This is a genomic window from Pseudomonas hormoni (assembly GCF_018502625.1).
In the GTDB taxonomy this organism is placed as follows: domain Bacteria; phylum Pseudomonadota; class Gammaproteobacteria; order Pseudomonadales; family Pseudomonadaceae; genus Aquipseudomonas; species Aquipseudomonas hormoni.
This window is the reverse complement of record NZ_CP075566.1, coordinates 1,104,927-1,131,094: the sequence shown is the minus strand read 5'-3', so window position 1 is coordinate 1,131,094 and position 26,168 is coordinate 1,104,927. Positions and strand designations below refer to the sequence as shown.

Below are 26,168 nucleotides of genomic sequence, written 5' to 3'. Positions count from 1 at the left end.
AAACCTCAGAAGCCTCGCTTGAAAAGCGGGGCTTTTTATTGCCCGATATTTCTCTTTTCGCGCCCGCCGCGTAAGCACTAACCGATATAACGGTTATAACTGGCTGCCGGAAATATTTTAAAAACAGTCCTTTACAGCGCGAATATGACACTACACTTCAACTCAAGCGGCCTGAGCCGCTTCCGGCGAGCCTGATTCGATCCACCCGCTGCCAACGCTACCTTCAGGACTCGCCGACCACTTCATGTTCGAGGGTTTTATGGGTATCGCTGCCAGCGAACTGTGCCGTTATGTGATACGTCCGACATTGATTTACCTTGGGCGCCATAGCGCAACCGCCGAATCCCTGCTGCTGGGCATCGCCGCCAGTCAGTCAGCCCTTGGTTCCGCCCTGCACGATCGCCGTGGACATGGCCTGTACCGAATCGCCGAACCCCGCCACCAGGCACTCTGGGACCATTACCTGGCACTTGATCCGGAACGCGCCAGCCTGGTCCGCGGCCTGGCCAGCCAGCATGCTTTTCTCAGTGGCCCGCACCTCGAACTGACCGTCAACCTGCGTTATGCCACAGCCATCGCCTGGCTGCTGGTCGAAGAACAGAACACTCCGCTCCCCGAAGCAGACGACCTGCTGGGAATGGCCCGCATCTGGCGCCAGACCTTCCAGCCTCAAGGGCGCCTGAGAGACTTCACCTACGCCTGGCAAACCTGTGTTTCACCGCTGAACCAGGTCGCCTGCTGACCTCCCCTTTCCGAAGATCGCGCAACACGCCGCGATTTGGTCGGATTGTCCTACAAAACCGCTCTAAATCAAGCGATACAGCCTATGGCGCTGGGACGAAAATGTTGGTAATTTCCGCCCCGGTGATCACCAGGAGTTCTAATAATGAAAAAAGTAATGCTCAAAACCACCCTTAGCCTCGCCGTTGCCCTGGCATCCACCCAGATCTTTGCAAGTGGCTTTGCCATCAACGAACAAAGCATCAGCGGTATGGGTACAGGTTTTGCCGGGCGATCTTCATCTGCCGATGACGCAAGCACCATTTTTGGCAACCCTGCCGGCATGTCTCGCCTCAAGCGCGAACAAGTCACCGGCGGTGCTGCATTTCTCGACGCACATACCGATATCAGCGACGCCCGCGGCAGCCGTGGTGGCAGCAATGACGGTGATATGGTTCCCTTTATCGCCGTTCCAATGGGCTACTACGTCAAGCCAATCGACGACCATTGGGCATTCGGTATCGGTGTATACGCGCCATTCGGCCTGGTGACCGACTACGAGAACAATTTTGCCGGCCGTTATTTCGGTAGCAAAAGTGAAGTCAAAATCGTCACCCTGCAGCCAACCGTCAGCTACGCCTTCAACGACAAGGTATCGATCGGTTTCGGTCCGACCATCAACCGCATTGACGGCAAGCTGGAATCGAGCCTTAACATTTCGCCAAGTCCGCTCGCTCCGGACGGTCAAGTCAAAATCAAGGGTGACGACACCGCACTGGGTTACAACGTCGGCATCCTGGTTCAAGCCACCGACAGCACTCGCGTCGGTCTGACCTACCACTCGAAAGTGAAGTACAAGCTCGACGGTGATACCAAGGTCAACTACAGCGTGCTCGCCGGCCTGGGTCAAAACCCAAACCAGAAGTACGACGCGTCGCTGGACATCACCACGCCTGAGTCGGTCGACTTCTCTGTGACTCACCAGCTGGACGACCAATGGACTCTCTACGCTGGCAGCACCTGGACTCGCTGGAGCCGCCTGAAAGAAATCACCGTCGAGAACAGTGGCGTTCCTGCTGCGCTGAACAGCCGTTTTGGCACCATCACCGAAGAACAGAACTGGCATGACACCTGGGCGCACGCCATCGGTGCTTCCTATCAGGTGAACAAACAATGGGTCCTGCGTACAGGCTTCTCTGTTGACCAGGCACCGACCAACAACCAGAACCGTTCCCCACGCATTCCGACTGGCGATCGCAAGATTTTCAGCCTGGGCGCTGGCTGGAGCCCGACCGACGACCTGACTATCGACGTCGCGTATTCGTACCTGGTCGAAGAGTCGGTCAAGATCAACGACAACAACGGCCGCCAAACCTACAGCGCCAAGTATGAAAACTCGGCGAACGGTTTCGGTGTCGGTGCAACCTACCGCTTCTAATTATTCCCGGCGAACCTGAACCACTCGCCGCCTGAATCAAAAAAGCCCCGCTCTCTTGTACAGAGGCGGGGCTTTTTAGTGGGTGTCGATCAGGGTTGCGAGGCCAGTGCTTTTTCCACCGCCTCGATAAACTCGGGGTCATCAGGCGTGGTCAGGCTGGAAAAATTGGCGATCACCTTGCCCTTGCGATCGACCACGTATTTGTAGAAGTTCCACTTAGGCTCATCGCTCTGCGCGGCGAGGACCTGGAACAGGTGCGTCGCGTCATCACCACGCACTTTCTGCGACTCGGTCATGGTGAAGGTCACGCCGTAATCCACGTAGCAAACCTTGGCGGTTTCCTCGCCGTCCTTGGATTCCTGCTTGAAGTCATTGGAAGGCACACCGATCACCTCCAGACCCTGCCCCTTGTAACGCTGATTCAGCGCCTCGAGGCTTTTGAATTGCGGGGCGAAACCGCAAAAGCTCGCGGTATTGACCACCACCAACGGTTTACCGGCGAAGCGCTGGCACAGGTCGATCGTTTCCTTGGCGCGCAGCTTGGGCAACGAGCCTTGCAAAAGCTCCGGGCATTCCGTGGCTTGTGACAACCCGGTAAACGCCACCAGTAACGCGGGAACGGCAAGCCAGCGCATCAGCATGTCCATGCCTCCTTGAGAAGTCGTCTGAATCGAACTTACTCGCCCTCACATCGTGCTAGCAAGCGCCCATGCCCAATTGCATCAACGCCAGCCCGCCTTGATGCCAGCCCCACCACGCCACGGCCAGCAGCAACACGCCGCCCGTTGCCACGGCGATCCGTGGCCAAAGGCTGTTCATGTCGCACTCATCCGGGTTTGCAGGCGCTCCACCGGCTGCTCACGCACCGGCCAGTTCAGGGCAGCCGCCAACAGACTCAAGAGAATCGCTACCTGCCAGATCAAATCGTAGCTCCCGGTCCGGTCATACACCACCCCGCCCAACCAGCCGCCAAGGAATGATCCGAGCTGGTGGAACAGGAAAACTATCCCACCGAGCATGGACAGATTTCGCACACCAAACAAGGTTGCCACGGTGCCATTGGTCAATGGCACCGTCGACAACCACAGGAAGCCCATGGTCATGCCAAACAGGTAAGCAGTAGTTGTCGTGACCGGCGCCCATAGAAACAGCGCAATCACCACGGCCCGCACCAGATACAGACCGGTGAGCAAACGCGGCTTGGACATCCGTCCGCCGAGCCAGCCTGCCGTGTAAGTCCCGAGGATGTTGAACAAGCCGATCAGCGCCAGCACGGTGGTTCCGACACTAGCAGGCAGGTGCTGATCCACCAGATACGCCGGCAAGTGCACGCCGATGAACACCACCTGGAAACCGCAGACAAAAAAGCCGAACGACAGCAGCCAGAACCCCGAATGGGAACAGGCTTCGTGTAGCGCTTCGGTCAACGTTTGCTCATGACCGAGGACCGGCAGAGGATTGTCCTTGAGCATGCTCACCAGCGGCACGATCAGTGCCACCAGCAGGCCCAGCACCAGCAATGCCGCCGACCAGCCGAGCCAGCCGATCAACCCCAGCGTACCGGGCAACATGGCGAACTGGCCGAAGGAACCGGCGGCACTGGCAATGCCCATGCCCATGCTGCGTTTCTCCGGCGGCACTGCGCGGCCGACCACGCCGAGGATCACCGAGAACGAGGTGCCCGACAGACCGAGACCGATCAACAGACCGGCGCTCAACGACAGGGTCACGGCCGAGTCCGACAGGCCCATGAACACCAGGCCCAATGCGTAGAGCACGCCACCGACCAGCACCACTTTCGCCGCGCCAAAGCGGTCGGCCAGTGCGCCGGTAAAGGGCTGCGCCAGTCCCCAGATCAGGTTCTGCAAGGCGATGGCAAACGCAAACGTCTCACGCCCCCAGCCGAATTCGGCACTCATCGGCGCCAGGAACAGCCCGAAGCCATGTCGCACCCCCAGAGACAACGCAAGGATCAGCGCACTCCCCACCAACACCCAACCGCAAGTACGCCACATCGATGTCATTCTTATTCTCCGGTAGCGGGTATATACCCGCTTAAGATCGGAAAAACCGGCGTCAGGCCAGTTCGTCCAGCAACTTCAGCAAGATTTCGCGCTTTTCGGCACCCAGTCGATCAACCAATCGCTGCTGCGCCGCCTCCCAGGCTGGCAAAGCCGCTGTCAGGCGTTCAGCGCCAGCCTCGGTCAGCTTGACGATGCGATTACGCATGTCTTCGCCCTCGACCAGCCTGACCAGGCCTTCGCCCTCCAGCACTCGCAGATTGCGACCGAGGGTGCTGCGGTCCAGGCCCATGGCTTCCGCCAGGATGGAAATACTCGGTTCATTCAGACGCTGCAGATTACACAGCAAAGAATACTGGGCAACGTTGATTCCGAAGCCGTCGAGAGCGCCGTCGTAATGCCTGCTGACGCCACGGGCGGCGCGACGCAGGTTGATGCATAAACATTGGGAGTCGAGCATGGTGCGTGTATATACCCGCGGTTAAATGAAAGCAAATGTTTAAGACATGTTACCTGTAGGAGCGAGCGGTGCGGCGATCCGACTTGCCCGCGAAGAACGATTACCCGTTTTGCCTGCAAGCCTGCGGTGTGCCCTTCGCGGGCAAGTCGGATCGCCGCACCGCTTGCTCCTACAAAAACAAAGCAATACCCACCAGCACCGCAACCTCCAGCAATTCCAGCAACGCCCCCGCCGTATCGCCCGTGGTCCCACCTAATCGTCGCAGCATCACCTGTCGCAACCAGACGAAAACCAGTGTAGCGAGCACCAGCGCCAAAACACCGCTAAGGCCTGCAATCAGCACACAACCCAACGCACTGACCACCAGCACCCACTTGCCCGCCAATCGCGGAAGATGATCCGCCAGCGCCTGCCCCAAACCACCGGCCCGTACATACGGCGTGGTCAGGAACAATCCCAACAACGCGGCACGGCCAATCAACGGAACGATGATCAGGAAAACGCTGTGTTGCTGCTCGATCAATGCCAGCATCGCGGCGAACTTGAGCAGCAACACCAGCACCAGCGTCACCACCGCGATTGGACCGCTGCGTGGATCTTTCATGATCGTCAGCGTGCGTTCACGGTCGCCGAATCCACCGAGCCAGGCGTCAGCGCTATCAGCCAGACCGTCGAGGTGCAACGCTCCACTGAGCAACACCCAAACCGTCAACAACAACACCGCGTGCAGCAACAACGGTGTGCCGAGCAACAGCCAATTCAGCACCCACAAAATGCCGCCAAACAGCAGCCCGACCAGTGGATAGAACAGCAGCGAACGCCCCAATTCCTGCGGCGCCGGCATGCCTGGCAGACGAATCGGCAGACTGCTCAAAAATTGCAGGGCGATCCAGAACGGCAACATGATCAGCTCGCTTCCTTGAGAATGACGCCAGTCTCGACGCTCAGAGAAAACAACGCACCATGGCCGACTTCAACGTTGAGCAATTGCTCACGAGGCAAACCCCGCGCCTGCGCCAGCAACAAACGCATGACGCCGCCATGGCTGATCAGCAACACACGTTCGCCCGCATACGCCACCTGCAACCGAGCGACCGCCGCCAATACCCGCGTCGAAAAATCCTCGACCCGCTCCCCTTGAGGTGGCGTAAACGAATAAGGGTCGGCCCAAAACAGGCCCAGCGCTTCGGCATCGGTTTCCATCAACGCCGCCGCGCTCTGCCCTTCCCACGCGCCGAAATGCAGTTCCTGCAGATCTTTATCCAGTTGCACCGGCAAGCCCAGTTGCGCCCCGAGCTCTTCCGCGAACCGCGCACAGCGTTGCAACGGCGAACTGACCAGTCGATCCCAAGGCCCCTGCTCGACCACCGCCGCGCGCATCTGCGCCCAACCTGTGTCGGTCAACGCATCGTCGAGGCTGCCGCGCAAGCCGCCACCGAGTTCGGTTTCGCCGTGGCGCAACAGGTCAAGACGCAGGGTCATGCCGGACGATCCGCCACGGCCGCTTCGGCGAACGTCGCCATTTGCCCGTGAAGGTCGCAGGCCAGACGCAGCAGCGGCACGGCCAACGCGGCGCCGCTGCCTTCGCCCAGACGCAGACCGAGGTCGAGCAAGGGTTCGGCATTCAGGGTTTCCAGCACGTGGCGATGACCCGGCTCGGCGCCGCGATGACCGAACAACAGCCACTGCCGACAGTCAGGATTCAAGCGCACTGCCACTAGCGCGGCGACACTGCAAATGAACCCGTCCACCAGCACCGCGACGCCTTCCTGGGCACACGCCAGATACGCGCCGACCAGCGCTGCAATTTCGAAACCGCCGAGGTTGAACAGGGTTTGCAACGCGTCGCCACGCTGAGCGCAGTGCAAGGCCAAAGCGCGTTCGATGACCTGGGCTTTATGGCTGACACCCGCCGCGTTCAGGCCAGTGCCCGGCCCGGTCAAGTGCAGCACCGGGCAATCCAGCAACGCACAGGCCAACGCACTGGCGGCCGTCGTGTTGCCGATGCCCATTTCGCCACCGATGAACAACTGCGCACCGGCAGCGATGGCACGCTGCACGCTGTCACGACCGGCCTGCAAGGCGAGTTCGCCCTGCGCTTGAGTCATGGCCGCGCCTTCAACAAAATTCGCGGTGCCCGCGCCGATGTTCAAGTGCCGCACGCCTGGCAGATTCAATGATGGGGTCACCGTGCCGAGGTCGACCACTTCGAGGGACGCGCCGAGTTGGCGCGCCAGCACACTGATCGCTGCGCCACCGCTGACGAAGTTGTGCAGCATCTGCCCGGTGACTTCCTGTGGAAACGCTGACACGCCTTCGGCGACGACGCCATGGTCACCGGCAAAAATCGCGATCCACAGCTGATCCAGGTTCGGCTTCACCTGCCCCTGCAACCCGGCCAATTGCACCGCCACCGACTCGAGCCGCCCGAGGGAACCGGCGGGCTTGGTCAGCTGCTGTTGCCGTGCTTGAGCCTGTTCGACGGCTTGAGCGTCAACCGGCTTGCACGGGTTCAGCCACCAGGATTGAGTCATAACGCAGTTCCTTTCAAAGTAAGGGGCAGGCCGGCGACGGTCAGGACGACTCGCTGACAGCGCTCGGCCAAGGCTTGATGCAGCCAACCGGCTTCATCGACATAGCGGCGAGTCAATTCGCCCAGCGGCACGACACCCATTCCGGTCTCGTTGCTGACAAAAATGATTTCACCCGGCAATTCAGCCAGGCAGTCCAGCAAGGCTTCGCGCTCCGCGGTCAGGCGCTCGCTGTCGTCGAGCATCAGCAGATTGGTCATCCACAGGGTCAGGCAATCCACCAGCAGGCAACGATCGGCGCGGGCGGTTTCACGCAGGACACGGGCGAGTTCCACAGGCTCTTCGATCAACGCCCATTCGGCCGGACGACGAGCGCGATGATGGACGACCCGTTCGTTCATTTCACCGTCCAGGGGTTGGCTGGTAGCGATGTAGGTCACCGGGAGCCGGCTGTCTGCTGCCAGTTTTTCGGCCAGGCGACTTTTGCCGGAGCGGGCGCCGCCGAGGATCAGTTGCAGCATGGTTCATTCCTTAAAATGTGCGGTGTGGCGGCGGGCCTCTTCGCGGGCAAGCCTCGCTCCTACGGGTTTGCGCTGCTTTCGATCCTGTAGGAGCGAGGCTTGCCCGCGAAGGGGCCGGAACAACCGCCTCAAATCCCGCAGAGCTCACGCAACAGCCGGGTATCAAGATGCTTCTCCACCAAATCCGCCAACCGCTCGATATCCCGCTCGCGCAACCCGTGGTAATCCACTTCCTGTACATCCTGCAAACCCGCCCAGCGCAACAGCGCGCTGCACGCCGCCGGCGATTCGAACAGACCATGCAGATAGGTGCCGAAAATCTGCCCGTCACCACTTTGCGCGCCGTCGCAACGACCATCATCCAGCTGCACGGCGGCATTTTCCAACGCCGGCCCGGTGGTGACGCCGGCGTGAATTTCATAGCCGCTGACTTCAGCGTTCTCCAGCGTCAGTCGCCCGCGCACATTGCGCAGTTGTTTCTCTTCTTCGAGCTGCGTTTCGAACGCCAACAAACCCAGACCGGCGCTGGAGCCCGGCACACCTTCGAGGCCCAACGGGTCGTGCACCTGCTCGCCGAGCATCTGCAGACCGCCGCAAATCCCCAACACCTTTCCGCCGTAGCGCAAATGTCGGGCGATGGCGGTGTCCCAGCCATTGGCGCGCAAGTACGCGAGATCACTACGCACGCTTTTCGAGCCAGGCAGAATGATCAGGTCAGCGGGTGGAATGGCCTGGCCGGGGCCGATGAATTGCAGGTCCACTTGCGGGTGCAGGCGCAGTGGATCGAAATCGGTGTGGTTACTGATGCGCGGCAACACCGGCACCACCACTTTGAGCACTTGATCGGCCTTGTCGGTCTGGCGCTGATCAATGCCGTCTTCGGCCTCCAGGTGCAGGTCCATCACGTAGGGCAGCACGCCGATCACCGGTTTGCCGGTGCGCTCTTCCAGCCAGTCGAGGCCCGGTTGCAGCAAGGCAATGTCGCCGCGAAAACGGTTGATGATGAAGCCTTTGACCCGTGCCTGCTCGCTCGGCGACAGCAGTTCCAGGGTGCCCACCAGATGCGCGAAGACCCCGCCGCGATTGATGTCGGCGATCAGCACCACCGGGCAATCCACTGCCTCGGCGAATCCCATGTTGGCGATGTCGCCGGCACGCAGATTGATCTCGGCCGGCGAACCTGCGCCCTCGACCATCACCACCGGATACGCCGCACTCAACCGTTCATGGGAAGCGAGCACCGCTTGCATGGCGATGGCTTTGTAATCGTGATAGGCGACCGCGTTCATCGTCGTGACGGCGCGCCCGTGAATGATCACCTGGGCGCCGGTGTCGCTGTTGGGTTTGAGCAGCACCGGGTTCATGTCGGTGTGCGGTTCGAGATGAGCGGCCTGAGCCTGCACCGCTTGCGCACGACCGATCTCGCCACCGTCGGCGGTCACGGCACTGTTGAGCGCCATGTTCTGCGGCTTGAACGGCACGACGCGTACGCCCTGCCGCGTGACCCAGCGACACAGCGCCGTCACCAGTGTGCTTTTACCGGCGTCGGAGGTGGTGCCCTGCACCATCAACGTAGTCATCGGGTTTCCTTGGCGTAGGCGTCGAACGCTTGATCGAGTCGGGCCCAGTCGGCTTCTTCGCCGGGCAGGCCAAACCGCAGGCTGCTGTTGTGGGTGAACAACCGCAGCAAAATGCCGTTCCGGGCCATGAACTCATGCAGTGCTTCGGCGCGTTCGGTGGTCAGCCACTGAAACAGGGCACAACCGCCCTGAGGCTTGAAACCGTGTTTTTCCAGCAGCGCAGCCAAACGCTCGCTGGCCGCTTCGGTACGCACCCGCTGTCTGGCGTGGCCTTCGGTATCCTGCAGACAGGCTTGGCCCAACACGCGAGTCGGTCCGCTGACGGCCCAGGGCCCGACTTGTTCGGCGAGCAATTTGAGCAGCTTGCGCTCCGCCAGCACGAACCCCAACCGCACACCGGCCAGACCAAAAAACTTGCCGAAAGAACGCAACACGATCAAGCCGACCTGATGGGCACACGGTGCCAGGCTCAGCTGGGGTGTGTTGTCCATGAACGCTTCGTCCACTACCAGCCAGCCACCGCGCTGGGCCAGTCTGGAATGCCAGTCGAGCAGACGGCTCGGGGTCAGGCTCAGGCCAGTGGGATTGTTCGGGTTGACCACCACCAGCACGTCGAGGCTGTCGAGGAAGAAGTCGACTTCCTGCTCCAGCACTTCGCGCACGATGTAGCCGCTGCGGCGCCAGGCTTCGGCGTGCTCGGCGTAACAGGGCGACAGCACGCCGACCTTGCCGACCCGGCGCAAACGCGGCAGCAACTGGATCGCCATTTGCGAACCGGCCACCGGCAGCACCTGCGCGGCACCGTAGTATTCGCAGGCGGCTTGTTCGAGTCCGTCATCGGTTTCCGGCAACCGCGCCCAGGCGCGCAACGGAATGTCCGGGATCGGAAACGGCCAGGGCGCGAGGCCGCTGGACAGGTCGAGCCAATCAGCTTCAGCGATGCCGTACTCGAGTGCCGCCTTGCGCAACCGTCCACCGTGTTCAAGCATAGAATTCAGCCCCCACGCAGAGAATCAGCAGCCACAACCATACCCCGCGCTGGACCAATTGCCAGCCTCGGTCGATGGAGTCGGCGTCCGCCGGCGCGCCTTCGCCCAGTTGCGGACGCTGATGCAATTCACCGTGATAAATCGCCGCCCCGCCCAACTCGACACCCAGCGAACCGGCACCAGCGGCCATCACCGGACCGGCGTTCGGACTGTCCCAGGTCGGGCCTTGGGTGCGCCAGCATTTCAGGGCGAGTCGGGTTTTTCCCAGCAGCGCGTAGGTCAATGCCACCAGTCGCGCAGGAATGTAGTTGAGCACGTCGTCGATCTTCGCCGCGGCCCAGCCGAAGCGTTCGAAGCGCTCATTGCGATAACCCCACATCGCATCCAGCGTATTGCTCAATCGGTAGAGCACCACGCCGGGCGCGCCGGCCACAGCAAACCAGAACAGCGCGGCAAACACCGCGTCGCTGCCGTTCTCCAGGACGGATTCGGTGGCGGCGCGGGCGACTTCGGTTTTATCCAGTTCACTGGTCTGGCGACTGACCAGGTATCCGACACGCGTGCGCGCTTCCTCCAGATCATCACTGCGCAGCGCCTTGGCCACCGGCGTGACGTGCTCACCGAGGCTACGCATGCCGAGCGCGCAATAGAGCACGAGAATTTCGACGATCCAGCCAACATAAGGCGCCCAGGAAAAGGCCGTGGCGAGCAAGGTCAGCGGCACAACCGCGATCACCCAGGCGGTAACGCCGTGGCTGCGCCAGCCGCGTCCACCGCCGTTAAAACGTTGTTCGATGCGGTCGGCAAAACGGCCGAACGCCACCAGCGGATGCCAGCGTTTGGGTTCACCCAGCAGCGCATCCAGCGCAACCGCGGCGACACTCAACAACGCCACACTCATTGACTCACTCCCCAATAATTCTCATACAGTAATTCGCTTAGCGGACGCGCCTGCGCCCAGCCTTCGAGTACCAGCATCGGCGCCGGATAGAATTCCTTGACCGGCCCGAGGCAAAGAATCGCCAAAGGCTTGGCCCCGACGGGTAAACCCAGCAGGTCGGCCAGGGCTTGCGGCTCGAATAAAGAGACCCAGCCCATGCCCAGTCCTTCGGCACGGGACGCCAGCCACAGGTTCTGGATTGCGCAGGACAGCGAGGCCATGTCCATTTCCGGCAAGGTGCGGCGGCCGAAGATGTGGCGTTCGCGATCGTCCATTAGCGCGGCGACCAACACCTCGGCACAGTCGTTGATGCCTTCGACTTTCAGCTTCATGAATTCGTCGGTGCGTTCGCCGAGCGCTTCGGCGGTGCGGATGCGTTCTTCTTCCACCAGCAACTGGATTTTGCCGCGCAGGGCGCGATCGCTGATGCGAATGAATCGCCAGGGCTGCATCAGGCCGACGCTCGGCGCCTGGTGCGCGGCTTCGAGCAGGCGCCGAAGCAACTCGGGTTCGACGGTGCCGCCGCTGAAGTGGCGCATGTCGCGGCGTTCGCCTATCGCGCGATAAACCGCTGCGCGCTCGGCTTCACTGAATGCGTTGTCGGTCATGTCCTCATCGCTGGCAGGCCAGCTCCCACAGGGATCTGCGTTTCTTCAGGTAATACACGGTCAACTGTGGGAGCTGGCCTGCCAGCGATGGCGGCTTCACGGTCAGGCGCAAACAGCGCAGCTACAGCGCTCGGATTCGACGGGAAATAGAAGTGCACATAAGAGGCCGTCATCCGCCCCTCACGATAAACCGCCTCCGCCCCACGCCCGCCGTTAGGGCTCAGGCCACGGGCAATCGGCTCAAGCTCCGTACTGGTCAACGAATGGTGATAGGTATGCCCACGCAGCGAACCTTCCGGTAACTCGACCGCCTGCAACGCCAGTGCCGCCAGCCGTTTCTGCATCACCGCATCACCGGCCAGCAAACCGACCAGCTCTGCGCGAGTGCCTTCGACATCGGTCAGCGAATCGAGCAGATAGAGCATGCCGCCACACTCGGCCAACAATGGTTTGCCCGCCGCGTGGTGAGCGCGAATGGCGTTGAGCATCGGGGTGTTCTGTGCCAGCGCCACATGGTGCAATTCCGGGTAACCGCCCGGCAGATAGAGGCTGTCAGCCTCCGGCAATTGCGTGTCGCGGATCGGCGAGAAAAACCGCAGTTCGGCGCCCATGGCTCGCAGCAAATCCAGGCTCGCGCCGTAGGTGAAGGCGAAGGCTTCGTCGCGAGCCACGGCAATCCGCACGCCGGCCAGCAACGGCTCGGCAGCGATCACGTCCGGCGCGGCGAATTCCACTGCGGGTGGCAGCGCGACTTCGCAACTGCTGGCCAAGGCATCGGCCGCCGCATCGAGGCGCAGATCGAGATCATTCAATTCACTGGCCTGAACCAGACCGAGGTGCCGACTCGGCAATTCAATCCCGGTTTCCCGGGACAACGCGCCGTACCAGCGCAAGCCTTCAGTGAGGCTACCTTCAAGCAATTGCGCATGGCGCAAGGTGCCCACACGGTTGGCCAGCACTCCGGCGAACGGCAAGTCCGGCTGATACTTCGCCAACCCCAACGCCAGCGCGCCAAAGGTCTGCGCCATCGCCGTGCCGTCGATCACCCCCAAAACCGGCACACCAAAATGCCGCGCCAGGTCAGCGCTGGAAGGCGTGCCGTCGAACAAGCCCATGACGCCTTCGATCAGGATCAGATCCGCTTCGCCGGCGGCTTCCCACAATAGCCGACGACTTTCCTGCTCGCCGACCATCCACATGTCCAATTGATAGACCGGCGCACCGCTGGCGCGCTCCAGAATCATCGGGTCGAGAAAGTCCGGACCGCATTTGAACACGCGCACCTTGCGCCCCTGATTGCGATGCAAACGGGCCAGCGCGGCGGTGACGGTGGTCTTGCCCTGACCGGAGGCCGGCGCGGCAATCAAGACCGCCGGGCAATGACGTGGTTGACTCACAATTCGACGCCTTTTTGCGCTTTGATCCCGGCCTGGAAGGCGTGCTTGATGACGCCCATTTCAGTGACGGTGTCGGCCAGTTCGATCATCTCCGGCTTGGCGCCGCGACCGGTGACCACCACGTGCTGCATCGGCGGACGCGCCTGCAAGTCGCTGAGCACCTGATCGAGGTCGAGGTAACCGTGCTTGAGTGCGATGTTCAATTCATCCAGCACCACCAGACCGATCGATGGATCACGCAGCAATTCACGGGAAACGGCCCACGCGGCTTCGGCGGCGGCGATGTCACGCTGGCGGTCCTGGGTTTCCCAGGTAAAGCCCTCGCCCATCACATGAAAACGCACCTGCTCGGGAAAGCGCCGGAAAAACAGTTCTTCACCCGTGCTGTTGCGGCCCTTGATGAACTGCACCACGCCGCACTGCATGCCGTGGCCCATGGAGCGGGCGAGCATGCCGAACGCCGAGCTGCTTTTGCCTTTGCCGTTGCCGGTCAGCACCAGCAGCAGGCCGCATTCATTCGGCGAATTGGCGATGCGTTCGTCGATCACGGCTTTTTTGCGCAGCATGCGCGCCAGATGGCGTTCGTCACGATCGGGAGTATCAGTCATGGGGGAGCTCTCCGTTGAGGCTGGATAACGGCGGGCAGGCACAAGAATAGACGGCAAGAAGCCTGGCATCGCCCACCGTGATGCCGCTGGATGGATCAGGCCGGTCTCCGGGCTCATGAGCGGCGTTTCGCCTGACTGCGCGCCTTCCCATGTCATACCGACACAGTGGCTCAAGGCACAGTCTTCACTCATTTACCGTTGCGGGGGCAGCGCCGGGATCGTGATGGTTCATGAATTGAACGAACGCACTCACCGGCTTCCCTGTTTCACTCTGTCGACCAACGCCACAGAGCACCTGAAACAAGCCGCGAAGGTTAGAGGGTTGGGGGTGGAGCGTCAATTAAAGCCGGGACACCGTCGGGCGAATAACTGCCGTCGATCAATTAACTGACGCCAATCTTGTGCCACACTCTCAGCAGTGATATCAAAGCGCCACAACCTGACAACACAATAATAAGGGTGAGCCACATGCAAGGCATGATCATCAGCAATCCGAAGCTGGAATTCCTGCGCCCGGTGCTGGAACGCTGGTTTGACTGTATCGACCGCTACAACGCCGTGCGCGGCGACAACGATACGCCTTACTGGTACGACGAAAAAGCCAACCTCGGCTTGCTCTCCGCCGCGGCGTGGATGGCGGAAATGGTCACGCTGCAACAGACACCGACCCGCAAACAGAACGAGGAAGGCGAACGCAACGCCCGCGCCGACCTGTTCATCGCCACCCGCGAAGAGCGCGCCTACCTTCAAGCCACGCAGAGATGGCCACGGGTCAACAGCCTGAACCTGACACAAGCGCTGGCCGATATCACCAGCGACGCCAGGCGAATCAGCTACGCCAGCGACCTGAAACTGGGCTGCCTGTTCGTTGCACCGCAAAAAGCCCAGCACGGCGCTACCCCGGAAGAACTCCAGGACATGGTTGACGATCTGCAAAAGGAACACACCTGCGCCGTCGCCTGGTATTTCCCCTACGCCTACCGCAAGTTACGCAACGAAGCCGGCCACTATCACCCCGGCATCGCCGTGCTGTTCAAGGAAGCCCGCGGCTGACCAGTTGAACCATCGCGGGTTTGCGCTTCTCTATTAATCAGGTCACTGCATTTATAGGGAAGATCAGCATGCGCAAGCCCCCGCTCGTTCTCGTCATCGCCCTTGCCGGAGGGCTCGCCGCCTGCGGCGAAACCTCCAGACTGCAAGTCTCCGACGGCACCGGCCCATCGCCCAAACTGCCCGAACCAAACAAAACCCTGATCCCGACGATGAACATCGCCCCAGCGATCGGCTGGCCGGACGGTGCGAAACCCACCGCCGCAGCGGGCACTCAGGTGGCGGCGTTCGCCGAAGGCCTCGATCACCCGCGCTGGCTGTATGTGCTGCCGAATGGTGACGTGCTCGTTGCCGAAACCAACGCGCCGCCTAAACCTGATGACGGCAAAGGCGTTAAAGGCTGGGTCATGAAGAAAGTCATGGGCCGCGCGGGTGCCGGCGTGCCGAGCCCGAACCGCATTACGCTGTTGCGGGACAAGGACCACGACGGCATTGCCGAAACCCGCACGGTGTTTCTCGAAAACCTCAACTCGCCCTTCGGCATGACCCTGGTCGGTAATGACCTGTATGTCGCCGACACCGACCGCTTGTTGCGCTTCCACTATGAGAATGGCGACACGGCCATCAAGTCGCCGCCAATCAAAGTGGTTGATCTGCCGGGCGGTACGTTGAATCACCATTGGACCAAAAACGTCATCGCCAGCAAGGACGGCAGCAAGCTGTACGTTACGGTGGGCTCCAACAGCAACGTCGCCGAAAACGGCATGGATCAGGAAGAAGGTCGCGCGGCGATCTGGGAAGTGGATCGCGCCACCGGCAATCACCGGATCTTCGCCTCGGGGATTCGCAATCCAAATGGTTTGGCCTGGGAGCCGCAAAGCGGCGCACTGTGGACGGCCGTCAACGAGCGGGATGAAATCGGCAGCGACCTGGTGCCGGACTACATCACTTCGGTCAAGGACGGCGGGTTCTACGGCTGGCCTTACAGCTATTACGGCCAGCACGTCGACATTCGTGTCGAGCCGCAAAATCCGGACCTGGTCGCCAAGGCCATCGCGCCGGACTATGCAGTCGGGCCGCACACCGCGTCGCTGGGCCTGACGTTTGCTGAAGGCAACACGCTGCCAGCGCAATTCAAGGAAGGCGCCTTCATCGGCCAGCACGGCTCGTGGAACCGCAAGCCGCACAGTGGCTACAAAGTGATTTTCGTGCCGTTCAGTGCCGGCAAGCCGAACGGGCAACCGGTGGATGTACTCACGGGGTTCCTCAATGACCAAGAAAAAGCCATGGGCCGGCCAGTAGGTGTGGTGATTGATCAGCAGGGTGATTTGCTGGTGGCGGATGATGTGGGGAACAAGGTGTGGCGGGTTTCTGCGGCGAAGTAACTGCCACACACAAGACCTGTGGGAGCTAGCCTGCTAGCGATGGGTCAGCACATCCAACATTGATGTTGCCTGGCGCACCGCTATCGCCGGCAAGCCGGTCTCGCTGCGTTTAGCGCTTGCGGCAGAGCGTGAGCCCATCGCCCAACGGCAACAGCGACAGATCCACACGCGAGTCATCCTTCAAGGCGAGATTAAGCGCCTGGATGGCTCGGGTGTCTTCACTCTCGGGATTCTGCTCAAGCACCCGCCCGCTCCACAGCGTGTTATCGAACACCGCCAGGCCTCCGACGCGCAGCAGACGCAGCGCGTGCTCCAGGTAGGCCAGATAGTTAGCCTTGTCGGCATCAATGAAAATCAAATCGAATTGCTCGGGCTGACCCAACTGAGCCAGGGTTTCCAGCGCAGGCGCCAGGCGCAGGTCAATGCGCTTGGCAAGCCCCGCTTCCTGCCAGTAACGGCGCGCCGTGGCGTTGTAGTCACCAGGAATGTCGCAGCAGATCAGTGAACCGTCATCCGGCATTGCCGCCGCCATGCACAACGCGCTGTAACCGGTGAAGGTGCCGACTTCCAGCAAGCGTTTGGCGCCGGAGAGCTTCACCAGCAATGCGAGGAACTGTCCCTGCTCCGGCGCTATCTGCCAGCGCGCCATCGGCAGCGCCTGGGTTTCATCGCGCAAGCGTTTGAGCAGCGGCGTTTCCCTCAGGGAAACGTCGAGCAGGTATTGATACAGGGAATTGTCGAGATTGAGCGTGCGAGCGGTCATGACGACCTCTGCGAATTAAGGGTTACGCGCCAGATGCTCAGGTTGCAGGACACGCTTGGCGCTGAGGTAGGCTTTCTGCCAATAAGCTTTGGACAAGCTGTCGAGCTTCACCGTGCCGCCCGTGGCCGGCGCATGGACGAAGCGACCTTCGCCGACGTAGATCCCGGCGTGGCTGACCTGAGAGCCGCCATTGGTGGCGAAGAAAATCAGGTCGCCCGTTTGCAGGCCTTCCTTGCCGACATTGGCCGCTTGCATGCTGATCATCTCGCGGGTGGTGCGCGGCAGAGAGATGCCGGCGACGTCACGGTAGACATAACCGATCAGGCCGCTGCAATCGAACCCGGAGTCCGGTGTGTTGCCGCCCCAGCGATAAGGCGTGCCCACCAGGCCCAACGCGCGAAACAGCACGTCTTCTGCTTCAGGCGAAAAAGGTTGTGGTGAACCGAAAACAATCGGCGCGCGAACCACCGGCGCAGGCGGCGGTGTGCGGCTGGCGCAGGCGCTGAGCAGCGCTGCGAAGAACATGAGTGCGAGGCGGGCCGACATCGACATAAGCAGAACATCCTGATCTGGCTGCGGCTTTTTTCTGCCGACAGGACAGAAAAGAAAACCGCCTGCGCAGGACGCAGGCGGTTTGCCATCAATAATAGATCAGGATTCTAGCGGCTATGGGCCAAACTTCAAGTAAGACTTTAAGTTCGCCTTACAAGTTGTCCGCCTACTCTGTTGCAGAGTGGCTTTTTGTCGCCACCGAGGTGGCGACAGGCTGAAGCATTACTTGCGCGCCGTGACCACGGTCGGGGCCATCGCAAGTGCGCGCTTGGCTTCGATGAAGGTCTTGCTCCAGTAGCTGTCGCCCAGGCTATCGACCCGGACACCACCGCTTTTGCGGCTGCTGGAGTGGATGAACTGGTTATCACCGAGGTAGATCCCCGCGTGACTGACACGACCGCGACGGCCGTTGGTGGCGAAGAACAGCAGATCGCCCGGCTTGAGCGCACTGCGAGCAACCAATGGCGCGTCCACGTTGATCATTTCGCGAGTGGAGCGCGGCAGGTTCATGCCGGCCTCTTCGCGGAACAGATAACCGATGAAGCCGCTGCAATCAAAGCCAGCCTCGGAGGTGCCGCCAAAACGGTAACGGGTACCGATCAGGGACATGCCACGTTCGAGGATGCTGTCGGCCAGAACCGGAAGCTGGTACGACTTGCCGTCGGCGAAGTCAGCCAGTTCTTTATCGGTGGCCAGTTCTTCCTGGAAAAGAACGGAAGACGATTGCGCAGTAACTGAATTTTTAACCTGCTGTTGAGGCGCTTGCTCCGACACTGGAGAGTGGGCAGCGCAACCGAACAAAAGGGTAACGAGTGCGAGAGGCACGAGGGGTGCAAAGCGATTTAGCATGGGCACGACCGTGGCTGATAGTTGTAAAGAAGCCGAGACTATGCCCGCTATCATCCTCATTTGCAAATTCAATCGAACTTTATGTGACTTTCCGGTTTCGCGTTTCCATCTAAGCGCTTAAGCCCCATTTAGACGCTTGCGCGGCCTACACCCTGTAGGAAAGCGAACTTTTTGGCGCCTGAAATATGCCAAAAACCTTGTAGGACTTGGGTATTACCAGCCCAGCGTCTCTTTTAGAAACGGGATGGTCAGCTTGCGCTGAGCTTGAAGGGAGGCCTGATCGAGACGCTCAAGCAGCTCGAACAGCGCACTCATACTGCGAGTGCCACGGGTCAGGATAAAATGCCCGACTTCGTCGGTCAGGTGCAATCCACGACGGGACGCACGCAATTGAAGGGCGCGCAATTTGTCTTCGTCGGACAGCGGTCGCATCTGGAAGATCAGCGCCAGCGTGAGACGGGACTTCAGATCCGCCAGCTTCACCGGCAATTCACGCGGGGACGTCGATGCTGCAATCAGCAGGCGCCGACCGCTGTCACGCAGGCGGTTGAACAGATGGAACAACGCCTCTTCCCAGTCCGCCTTGCCGGCAATCGCCTGCAGATCATCCAGGCAGACCAGTTCGTACTGTTCGAGGTTGTCGAGAATTTCGATGCCGCGATCCATCAACTCGGCCAGTGGCAGATACACCGCCGGCTCACCCATCTGTTCGAAGCGCAAGCAGGCTGCCTGCAACAGATGCGTGCGCCCTACCCCGTGCTTGCCCCAGAGATAAATCAGGCTTTCGGTCCAGCCGGCGTCGGCTTCGCACAGCCGCTCGACATAGCCGAGTGCAGCGGCATTGGCGCCTGGGTAGTAATTGATAAAGGTAGCGTCATCACGCAGACGCACACCTAGGGGCAGCTGAATCGGTTTCATGCTGACTGAACAGTTCCAAAGGAACCGTTAGTGGCCTCTGTGTAAAGTTTGCGAAGTTTATACCCGTGAAGCTGACCGCACAATGCGACAGACCATAAGCAAAATCAAAGGTTTGCGTTATCGCACCGGTTTCATGAGCGTTTCTTTGGCGGCGCATGTGACAGCCGCCCATGGGACACGGGCCAGCCTGGCACTGAACCAGGCCGTCCGCAACGCGTCATCGGCGCCCCCTAGAGCTCAGGTTCGTCGACGCCACCGTACATATCCGAATCTTTATACAAATCATGCACATGCCGCACCAGCACCATGATCACCGCCGCCACCGGGAGCGCCAGCAGCACGCCGGTAAAACCGAACAGCTCACCGCCGGCCAGAATCGCAAAGATCACCGCCACTGGGTGCAGACCGATCCGGTCGCCCACCAGCAACGGCGTCAGTACCATGCCCTCAAGCGCCTGGCCAACCATGAATACCGCGACGATGCCAACCATGGGGTACAAGTCGCCACCGAACTGGAACAGGCCGGCAATCAGCGCCGCGCCAATCCCAATGACAAACCCCATGTACGGCACAATCGCCGCCAGGCCGGCGATCATCCCGATCAGCAACCCCAGCTCGAGCCCGACCAGCATCAGGCCCGCCGAATAGATCACACCCAGCGCCACCATCACCAGCAACTGCCCGCGCACGAACGCGCCGAGCACTTCATGGCATTCGTCCGCCAGGATAACCACGCGCTCTTCACGGTCACGAGGCAGCAGGCTGCGGATCTTGGCCATCATCAGGTCCCAGTCCCGCAACAGATAAAAGCTCACGACCGGGATCAGCACCAGATTGGCCAGCCAACCGATCAATGCAAGGCCGGATGCGGTCGCCTGACTCAGCACCACGCCGACAATGTCGGTGGTCTGGCCCATGTGTTCGCTGATCGTCGCTTTGAGCTTGTCGAACTTCCAGAAATTGTCCGACAGCCCGAACTTTGACTGCGCCCACGGCAATGCGGTGTGCTGCAACCAGTCGAGCATCTGCGGCGCCAGTTCATACAAGCGAAACAACTGCTTGGCGAGCATTGGCACCAGCACCAGCAACAACGTGGTGAAGATCAAGGTGAACAGCGCGAACACCGCCACTACGCCCCAGGTCCGGGACAGGCCGGCCTTTTCCAGCCGATCGACCAGCGGGTCGAACAGATACGCCAACAACAGCGCCACCAGAAACGGCGTCAGAATCGGATGCAACAGCCAGATAAACGCGCAGAGCAGAACCACCCCACCCAACCAGAACCAACGCCGCGTATCGGCCATGTACCACTCCATTTGTATCTATATAAAGAAAGAAAACCTTACCAACGGTAACGCAGCTGCGGCACCGGTGCAGGCGTTGGCGCGACAGCAGGCGCCGAGCCCTCCGCCACCGGCTGAACAGGCACGGTCGGTGCCGGGGCCTCACCTGCCGGAATTTCTTGCAACTTCGCCAGCGACAACTGTGACCGCAACTGCTCGGCACTGCCATTGACCCGGTACAGAATCCGGTCAGCGTCAACACTTTGCAGGCGCGCGCCAAACGGCTCCAGCAAACGCCCCAGCGTCGCGTAGCGCTCCAGATTCATGCCCTGCACTTCCAGCAACTGCTCGCCCGAAACCCCGGGCTTGACCACAAAGCGTGGCGCCAGGCGCTGACTGACCGCCAGCATCACCGCGTCGGCCACGGCGGCCTGATCCGCGCCCTGCACGCTGCCTGCTTCCTTCTGATCGTCGAGCCACAAATGCCATTTGGCCTGCCACTGGCCACCTTCTTCACGGGCATGCACGGCCAGCAGTGCGTCAGCGTTGTAACGATCCGATGCGCCGCGCAAAGGTGCCGCATCGGTGCCTTCAAGATTCGGTGCCGTGGCGACCAGTTGCTCGCTCAGGTCCGCCAGCGGCAGACGCAGCGGCAGACCACGGTGTTGTGCCGCGCGACGTAACGGCGCAGCACTGGCCTGACCGTCACCGACCAAACTCGAACCTTCGGTTGAGTCGCTCAGCCACCACGTCAGAATCGATGGCCGGTTCGCGCCCCACAACGACAGCCCGGCACGGCGTAACGCCTGCTCGGTGCTGGCGGGGTCGAAATCGACTTTCAGCACTTCTGGCGGACCGGCATCGAAACCGTACTGGCTGATGATCTGCTGCGGATCCTTGCGAATGGCCGCCAACCCCGGACTTTGCACGGCCTTGGGATCGCCGGTCAGGCGCAACACCAGCGTGTCGAGCGCACGCTGAGTGGCTTGATCGCGCTCTTCTGGCGCCTGACTGGTGACAGGCTCGCGCACCTGATAAAGGCTTTTGACGGTTTCGGCATGGCTCGCCAGGCTGACCAGAGACAAACAACCCACAAACAATGATCTAAAAAAACGCATGGAAGATTCCTGACGACAAGAGCGGCTGGAACTGACCGCATGAAGACAATCGAGCAAGGCTGTGACCATCACCCGACGCAAAACATTCACACGTCCCGGTTAAGTTTTTCGCACTGCCATAACGATAGACGGTTAATCGCGATACCTTATACAGCCAAGCGGGAGGCGACCAACACGGGCAATAACGGTTTTTTTGTATCGATATGCCCCTGCTGTCGGCCTGAGGATGGCCGCTGCCCCTCAAGCCTGATAAAATCGCGCGCCTTCGCAGACCGGCAACAGCCGGGCACCCTGAAATTCGCGCAAGGCACATGCCCTTCGTTTGTTTCGGCGGTCCCACTGGACTCGGTCGTTACCCCTGAATCCCCCCTAAAGGCCTGGATCATGAGCAAGCAACCCTCCCTGAGCTACAAGGACGCCGGTGTAGACATCGACGCCGGTGAAGCATTGGTCGAACGCATCAAGAGCGTCGCCAAGCGCACTGCGCGCCCGGAAGTCATGGGCGGCCTGGGCGGTTTTGGCGCCCTCTGCGAGATCCCGGCCGGCTACAAGCAGCCTGTGCTGGTTTCCGGCACTGACGGCGTCGGCACCAAGCTGCGTCTGGCGCTGAACCTGAACAAGCACGACAGCATCGGCATCGACCTCGTCGCCATGTGCGTGAACGACCTGGTGGTCTGCGGCGCCGAGCCGCTGTTCTTCCTCGACTACTACGCCACCGGCAAACTGAACGTCGAAACCGCGACCCAGGTCGTGACCGGCATCGGCGCAGGCTGCGAACTGTCCGGCTGCTCCCTGGTTGGCGGCGAAACCGCTGAAATGCCGGGCATGTACGAAGGCGAAGACTACGACCTGGCCGGCTTCTGCGTCGGCGTCGTGGAAAAATCCGAAATCATCGACGGTTCGAAAGTCGCTGCCGGCGATGCCCTACTCGCCCTGCCGTCTTCCGGCCCGCACTCCAACGGCTACTCGCTGATCCGCAAGATCATCGAAGTGTCCGGTGCCGACATCGAAAACATCCAGCTCGACGGCAAACCGCTGACCGACCTGCTGATGGCCCCGACCCGCATCTACGTGAAGCCGCTGTTGAAGCTGATCAAGGAAACCGGCGCAGTCAAAGCCATGGCCCACATCACCGGTGGCGGCCTGCTGGACAACATCCCGCGCGTGCTGCCTAAAGGCGCTCAAGCGGTGGTTGATGTTGCAAGCTGGACTCGCCCTGCCGTGTTTGACTGGCTGCAAGAGAAAGGCAACGTCGACGAAAACGAAATGCACCGCGTACTGAACTGCGGCGTCGGCATGGTCATCTGCGTGGCTCAAGAGCACGTTGAAACCGCGCTGAACGTGCTGCGTGAAGCCGGCGAGCAGCCTTGGGTCATCGGCCAGATCGCTACCGCTGCCGAAGGCGCGGCCCAGGTTGAACTGAAGAACCTCAAGGCTCATTGATGTCTCAGACCTGTGATGTGGTGGTGCTGTTGTCCGGCACCGGCAGTAACTTGCAGGCCCTGATCGACAGCACGCGGACCGGCGACAGCCCGGTCCGCATCGCCGCGGTGATTTCCAACCGCGCCGACGCCTACGGCCTGCAACGCGCCAGGGATGCGGGTATCGACACCCGCTCCCTGGATCACAAGGCGTTCGAAGGCCGCGAAGCCTTCGATGCCGCGCTGATCGAACTGATCGACGCCTTCAATCCCAAACTCGTGGTCCTGGCCGGTTTCATGCGCATTCTCAGCGCTGACTTCGTGCGCCACTACGCGGGTCGCCTGCTTAACATCCATCCCTCGCTGCTACCCAAATACAAAGGGTTACACACGCATCAGCGCGCGCTGGAGGCCGGCGACACTGAACACGGCTGTTCCGTGCACTTTGTCACCGAGGAACTCGATGGCGGACCACTGGTCGTACAGGCAGTAATACCGGTAGAGTTGCACGATTCGCCGCAGAGTCTGGCGCAGCGAGTTCACACCCAGGAACACCTGATCTACCCGATGGCCGTACGCTGGTTTGCCGAAGGCCGTTTATCACTTGGTCAACAAGGTGCTTTACTGGATGGCAAGTTACTCGCGGCCAGCGGCCACTTGATTCGAACCTAGGAGATTTTATGCGTCGCGCCCTGCTCTTCGCTTGCGCTCTGCTTGCCCTGCCTTTCGCGCAGGCAACAGAACTTCAACCCTTCTCCGCCAGCTACACCGCCGACTGGAAGCAGCTTCCAATGAGCGGCACTGCCGAGCGCAGCCTGACCAAGGAAGCCAACGGCGTCTGGAAGCTCAGCTTCAAGGCCTCGATGATGATCGCCAGCCTGACCGAAGAAAGCACCCTGACCCTGGACAAGGACACCCTGCTGCCACAGTCCTACCACTTTGAACGCGGTGGCCTGGGCAAAGCCAAAAAGGCTGACCTGGATTTCGACTGGACCGCCAAAATGGTCACCGGCACCGATCGCGGCGACGCGGTCAAGATCCCGCTCAACCGCGGCATGGTCGACAAATCCACCTATCAGCTGGCCCTGCAACACGACGTGGCCGCCGGCAAGAAAAGCATGAGCTACCAGGTGGTCGATGATGGTGAAGTCGATACCTATGACTTCCGCGTGCTGGGTTCGGAAAAAGTCGACACCAAGGCTGGCCAGATCGACGCGATCAAGGTCGAGCGCGTGCGCGACCCGACACAAAGCAAGCGCATCACCGTGCTGTGGTTCGCCAAGGACTGGGATTACCTGCTGATCCGCCTGCAACAGGTCGAAACCGACGGCAAGGAGTACAACATCATGCTCCTGGACGGTAAGGTCAACGGCAAGGCTGTCAAAGGCAGCTGATCCGGATCGAAACAAGAAGCCCCGCTAATGCGGGGCTTTTTTTCGTCTGACGCATAGGAACTTGTGGCGAGGGAGCTTGCTCCCGCTGGGCTGCGCAGCAGTCCCCTTCTTTTTGGAAGGAAGGGGGGCCGCTTCGCGGCCCAGCGGGAGCAAGCTCCCTCGCCACAGGGATTGCGATTACTTCAACAAGAAAAGTGGAACGCGAAACAGAAGGAATGCTCTATAACTTCAACGTCTTTTTTGATCGAATGACTCTTCCTACTGCTGAGGTTTCCCATGACAGTCACCGTCAATACCGTTTCCGCCGAAGGTTTTCGTCACAGCGTACAAATCGATGACCACGAACTCTTTGCCGACGTACCGACCTCCGTCGGCGGTGATGGCTCGGCACCCGAGCCACATGATTACTTCGATGCAGCGCTCGGCGCGTGCAAGGCCCTGACCCTGAAGATGTATGCGAAGAAAAAAGACATTCCGCTGACGGGTGTTGGCGTGGAGGTCAAACGCGACAACAGTGAAGAGCAGAAAGGCAAATACGCCCTGCACGTCAAACTGACGCTCAAGGGTGTGCTTACCGATGCCCAGCGCGACGAACTGCATCGCGTGGCCGACCGTTGCCCGGTGCACAAGCTGATGACCACCACTGAAGTCAGCATCGAAACCCATCTCTCCGAAGGCGCGTTCAGCCAATAGCGGCAAGGGCCGGGCAAGCGGGTTATGCTCCACGCGTCACCCGCTCAGCCTGGAATGCACCATGAACACTCCCCTCGTGATCCGCCCCCGCGCCGAAGATGTCGAAGGCCAGCCGATTCTTCGTCCCCTGCCGTCAGCCAAATGCCGCAGCGTCGGGCCTTTTGTGTTTTTCGACCACATGCTGGAGACCCGTTATCCGGCGGGCAAAGGCATGAACATCCGTCAGCATCCGCACATCGGTCTGTCGACCCTCACCTACTTGTTCGAAGGAAAAATCCAGCACAAGGACAGCCTCGGTTCCGATCAGGTGGTAGAGGCCGGTGACGTCAGCTGGATGACCGCCGGCAGCGCGATTGCCCACGTCGAGCGGACGCCCGAGGCATTGAAGGACAGCGGATTCACGATGCACGGCTTGCAGATATGGCTGGCATCGCCGAAGGAACATGAACAGGGTCCGGGGCACTACAGTCACCATCCGGCGGCCACACTGCCGGTCAGCGATAATCTTGGGGTAAAGATCCGGATGATCGCCGGGTCAGGCTTTTGTCTGGAATCGCCGGTGCCGGTGCTTTCTCCTACGCTGTACGCGGAACTGATCCTACAGACAGCGACCACGCTGCTGATTCCCACCGAGCATGAAGAACGGGCGCTGTATGTGTTGAGCGGCGAGGTGCAGCTCGATGGCGAGCTGATAGAACCGCATTCGCTGGTGGTGCTGCCTGCGGGGGAAGAGATGACGTTGTTCGCCGAGAGCGACAGTCATGCGGTGTTGTTTGGTGGCGCGCCGCTGGATGGGCCGCGAAGGATCAACTGGAATTTTGTGGCGAGCGATCCGGCGGCTATCGATGAAGCACGCCGGCGCTGGGCGGCTGGGGATTGGCCGACGGTGCCGGGGGAAGTTGAGCGGATCGAACTGCCTTAGGCTATTC

The 26,168-nt window shown here is 60.7% G+C and carries 29 protein-coding genes and 1 riboswitch; of the genes, 9 read left to right on the top strand and 20 right to left on the bottom strand.

The window, feature by feature from the left end; all coding sequences use genetic code 11:
* The first annotated feature begins 259 nt into the window (after positions 1 to 259).
* Positions 260 to 742 carry a hypothetical protein gene (locus KJF94_RS05265; protein WP_008033583.1) on the top strand — a complete coding sequence of 161 codons (483 nt, stop codon included), beginning with the start codon at positions 260 to 262 and terminating at the stop codon, positions 740 to 742.
* 144 nt (positions 743 to 886) lie between these two features.
* The gene (locus KJF94_RS05260) at positions 887 to 2,158 is read left to right on the top strand and encodes an OmpP1/FadL family transporter (RefSeq protein ID WP_214381690.1); all 1,272 of its coding nucleotides are present in this window, start codon (positions 887 to 889) and stop codon (positions 2,156 to 2,158) included.
* A gap of 89 nt (positions 2,159 to 2,247) precedes the next feature.
* Here the strand turns inward: KJF94_RS05260 and KJF94_RS05255 are convergent, their stop codons facing one another.
* The 14 genes from KJF94_RS05255 to cobO form a co-directional block, all read right to left on the bottom strand.
* Positions 2,248 to 2,799 (bottom strand): glutathione peroxidase, encoded by a 552-nt coding sequence (locus KJF94_RS05255; protein WP_214381688.1) that lies wholly within the window; start codon positions 2,797 to 2,799, stop codon positions 2,248 to 2,250.
* 55 nt (positions 2,800 to 2,854) lie between these two features.
* Positions 2,855 to 2,977 (bottom strand): hypothetical protein, encoded by a 123-nt coding sequence (locus KJF94_RS30355; protein WP_284681139.1) that lies wholly within the window; start codon positions 2,975 to 2,977, stop codon positions 2,855 to 2,857.
* Entirely contained in the window at positions 2,974 to 4,182 is a 1,209-nt protein-coding gene (locus KJF94_RS05250; protein WP_214381686.1) for an MFS transporter, read from the bottom strand. The genes KJF94_RS30355 and KJF94_RS05250 overlap by 4 nt, the downstream gene beginning before the upstream one ends.
* A 52-nt stretch (positions 4,183 to 4,234) precedes the next feature.
* Positions 4,235 to 4,639 (bottom strand): MarR family winged helix-turn-helix transcriptional regulator, encoded by a 405-nt coding sequence (locus KJF94_RS05245; protein WP_214381684.1) that lies wholly within the window; start codon positions 4,637 to 4,639, stop codon positions 4,235 to 4,237.
* Between the two features lie 169 nt (positions 4,640 to 4,808).
* On the bottom strand, positions 4,809 to 5,543 hold the full coding sequence (locus KJF94_RS05240) for an adenosylcobinamide-GDP ribazoletransferase (protein WP_214381682.1): 735 nt from the start codon (positions 5,541 to 5,543) through the stop codon (positions 4,809 to 4,811).
* Positions 5,544 to 5,545: 2 nt separating this feature from the next.
* Positions 5,546 to 6,121: an alpha-ribazole phosphatase family protein gene (cobC, locus tag KJF94_RS05235; protein ID WP_214381680.1), complete on the bottom strand. Its 576-nt coding sequence runs from the start codon at positions 6,119 to 6,121 to the stop codon at positions 5,546 to 5,548.
* Positions 6,118 to 7,173, bottom strand: a complete 1,056-nt coding sequence (gene cobT, locus KJF94_RS05230) for a nicotinate-nucleotide--dimethylbenzimidazole phosphoribosyltransferase (RefSeq protein WP_214381678.1) — start codon at positions 7,171 to 7,173, stop codon at positions 6,118 to 6,120. Before cobT ends, cobC begins: the two co-directional genes overlap by 4 nt.
* Positions 7,170 to 7,691: a bifunctional adenosylcobinamide kinase/adenosylcobinamide-phosphate guanylyltransferase gene (gene cobU / locus KJF94_RS05225; RefSeq protein WP_214381677.1), complete on the bottom strand. Its 522-nt coding sequence runs from the start codon at positions 7,689 to 7,691 to the stop codon at positions 7,170 to 7,172. The genes cobT and cobU overlap by 4 nt, the downstream gene beginning before the upstream one ends.
* 128 nt (positions 7,692 to 7,819) lie before the next feature.
* The gene (locus tag KJF94_RS05220; RefSeq protein ID WP_214381675.1) at positions 7,820 to 9,271 is read right to left on the bottom strand and encodes a cobyric acid synthase; all 1,452 of its coding nucleotides are present in this window, start codon (positions 9,269 to 9,271) and stop codon (positions 7,820 to 7,822) included.
* On the bottom strand, positions 9,268 to 10,260 hold the full coding sequence (gene cobD, locus KJF94_RS05215; RefSeq protein WP_214381673.1) for a threonine-phosphate decarboxylase CobD: 993 nt from the start codon (positions 10,258 to 10,260) through the stop codon (positions 9,268 to 9,270). Before cobD ends, KJF94_RS05220 begins: the two co-directional genes overlap by 4 nt.
* Complete coding sequence (cbiB, locus tag KJF94_RS05210; RefSeq protein ID WP_214381671.1) at positions 10,253 to 11,161, bottom strand: adenosylcobinamide-phosphate synthase CbiB; 909 nt, start codon at positions 11,159 to 11,161, stop codon at positions 10,253 to 10,255. The genes cobD and cbiB overlap by 8 nt, the downstream gene beginning before the upstream one ends.
* Positions 11,158 to 11,808 carry a 5,6-dimethylbenzimidazole synthase gene (bluB, locus tag KJF94_RS05205; RefSeq protein ID WP_214381669.1) on the bottom strand — a complete coding sequence of 217 codons (651 nt, stop codon included), beginning with the start codon at positions 11,806 to 11,808 and terminating at the stop codon, positions 11,158 to 11,160. Before bluB ends, cbiB begins: the two co-directional genes overlap by 4 nt.
* Positions 11,805 to 13,205: a cobyrinic acid a,c-diamide synthase CobB gene (locus KJF94_RS05200; protein WP_214381666.1), complete on the bottom strand. Its 1,401-nt coding sequence runs from the start codon at positions 13,203 to 13,205 to the stop codon at positions 11,805 to 11,807. The genes bluB and KJF94_RS05200 overlap by 4 nt, the downstream gene beginning before the upstream one ends.
* Positions 13,202 to 13,813 (bottom strand): cob(I)yrinic acid a,c-diamide adenosyltransferase, encoded by a 612-nt coding sequence (cobO, locus tag KJF94_RS05195; RefSeq protein WP_074874701.1) that lies wholly within the window; start codon positions 13,811 to 13,813, stop codon positions 13,202 to 13,204. Before cobO ends, KJF94_RS05200 begins: the two co-directional genes overlap by 4 nt.
* Positions 13,814 to 13,894: 81 nt before the next feature.
* Positions 13,895 to 14,127, bottom strand: a riboswitch (cobalamin riboswitch).
* A 154-nt stretch (positions 14,128 to 14,281) separates the two neighbouring features.
* Here cobO and KJF94_RS05190 point away from each other — a divergent pair.
* Both KJF94_RS05190 and KJF94_RS05185 read left to right on the top strand, forming a co-directional pair.
* A complete protein-coding gene (locus KJF94_RS05190) occupies positions 14,282 to 14,866 on the top strand; it encodes a hypothetical protein (RefSeq protein WP_214381664.1) in 585 nt (194 codons plus the stop codon).
* 68 nt (positions 14,867 to 14,934) lie between these two features.
* On the top strand, positions 14,935 to 16,248 hold the full coding sequence (locus KJF94_RS05185) for a PQQ-dependent sugar dehydrogenase (RefSeq protein ID WP_214381662.1): 1,314 nt from the start codon (positions 14,935 to 14,937) through the stop codon (positions 16,246 to 16,248).
* A gap of 109 nt (positions 16,249 to 16,357) precedes the next feature.
* Here the strand turns inward: KJF94_RS05185 and KJF94_RS05180 are convergent, their stop codons facing one another.
* The 6 genes from KJF94_RS05180 to KJF94_RS05155 form a co-directional block, all read right to left on the bottom strand.
* A complete protein-coding gene (locus tag KJF94_RS05180; RefSeq protein WP_214381660.1) occupies positions 16,358 to 17,011 on the bottom strand; it encodes an O-methyltransferase in 654 nt (217 codons plus the stop codon).
* A 15-nt stretch (positions 17,012 to 17,026) separates the two neighbouring features.
* Complete coding sequence (locus tag KJF94_RS05175; protein WP_214381659.1) at positions 17,027 to 17,563, bottom strand: C40 family peptidase; 537 nt, start codon at positions 17,561 to 17,563, stop codon at positions 17,027 to 17,029.
* Positions 17,564 to 17,785: 222 nt separating this feature from the next.
* Entirely contained in the window at positions 17,786 to 18,412 is a 627-nt protein-coding gene (locus tag KJF94_RS05170) for a C40 family peptidase (RefSeq protein ID WP_017337261.1), read from the bottom strand.
* A gap of 213 nt (positions 18,413 to 18,625) precedes the next feature.
* Positions 18,626 to 19,330, bottom strand: coding sequence for a DnaA regulatory inactivator Hda (gene hda / locus KJF94_RS05165; protein WP_214381657.1), 705 nt, complete (start codon positions 19,328 to 19,330; stop codon positions 18,626 to 18,628).
* A 230-nt stretch (positions 19,331 to 19,560) separates the two neighbouring features.
* Positions 19,561 to 20,634, bottom strand: a complete 1,074-nt coding sequence (locus KJF94_RS05160) for an AI-2E family transporter (protein ID WP_214381655.1) — start codon at positions 20,632 to 20,634, stop codon at positions 19,561 to 19,563.
* 38 nt (positions 20,635 to 20,672) lie between these two features.
* The gene (locus KJF94_RS05155; protein WP_214381653.1) at positions 20,673 to 21,731 is read right to left on the bottom strand and encodes a DUF8605 domain-containing protein; all 1,059 of its coding nucleotides are present in this window, start codon (positions 21,729 to 21,731) and stop codon (positions 20,673 to 20,675) included.
* A gap of 384 nt (positions 21,732 to 22,115) precedes the next feature.
* Between KJF94_RS05155 and purM the strand changes: the two genes are divergently transcribed.
* The 5 genes from purM to KJF94_RS05130 all read left to right on the top strand — a co-directional run bounded on the left by purM (position 22,116) and on the right by KJF94_RS05130 (position 26,161).
* On the top strand, positions 22,116 to 23,174 hold the full coding sequence (purM, locus tag KJF94_RS05150) for a phosphoribosylformylglycinamidine cyclo-ligase (protein ID WP_008013877.1): 1,059 nt from the start codon (positions 22,116 to 22,118) through the stop codon (positions 23,172 to 23,174).
* A complete protein-coding gene (purN, locus tag KJF94_RS05145) occupies positions 23,174 to 23,824 on the top strand; it encodes a phosphoribosylglycinamide formyltransferase (RefSeq protein ID WP_214381651.1) in 651 nt (216 codons plus the stop codon). The genes purM and purN overlap by 1 nt, the downstream gene beginning before the upstream one ends.
* 8 nt (positions 23,825 to 23,832) lie before the next feature.
* Entirely contained in the window at positions 23,833 to 24,546 is a 714-nt protein-coding gene (locus KJF94_RS05140; protein WP_214381649.1) for a DUF3108 domain-containing protein, read from the top strand.
* A gap of 276 nt (positions 24,547 to 24,822) precedes the next feature.
* The gene (locus tag KJF94_RS05135; RefSeq protein WP_214381647.1) at positions 24,823 to 25,239 is read left to right on the top strand and encodes an OsmC family protein; all 417 of its coding nucleotides are present in this window, start codon (positions 24,823 to 24,825) and stop codon (positions 25,237 to 25,239) included.
* Between the two features lie 61 nt (positions 25,240 to 25,300).
* The gene (locus KJF94_RS05130; RefSeq protein WP_214381645.1) at positions 25,301 to 26,161 is read left to right on the top strand and encodes a pirin family protein; all 861 of its coding nucleotides are present in this window, start codon (positions 25,301 to 25,303) and stop codon (positions 26,159 to 26,161) included.
* Positions 26,162 to 26,168 lie beyond the last annotated feature (7 nt).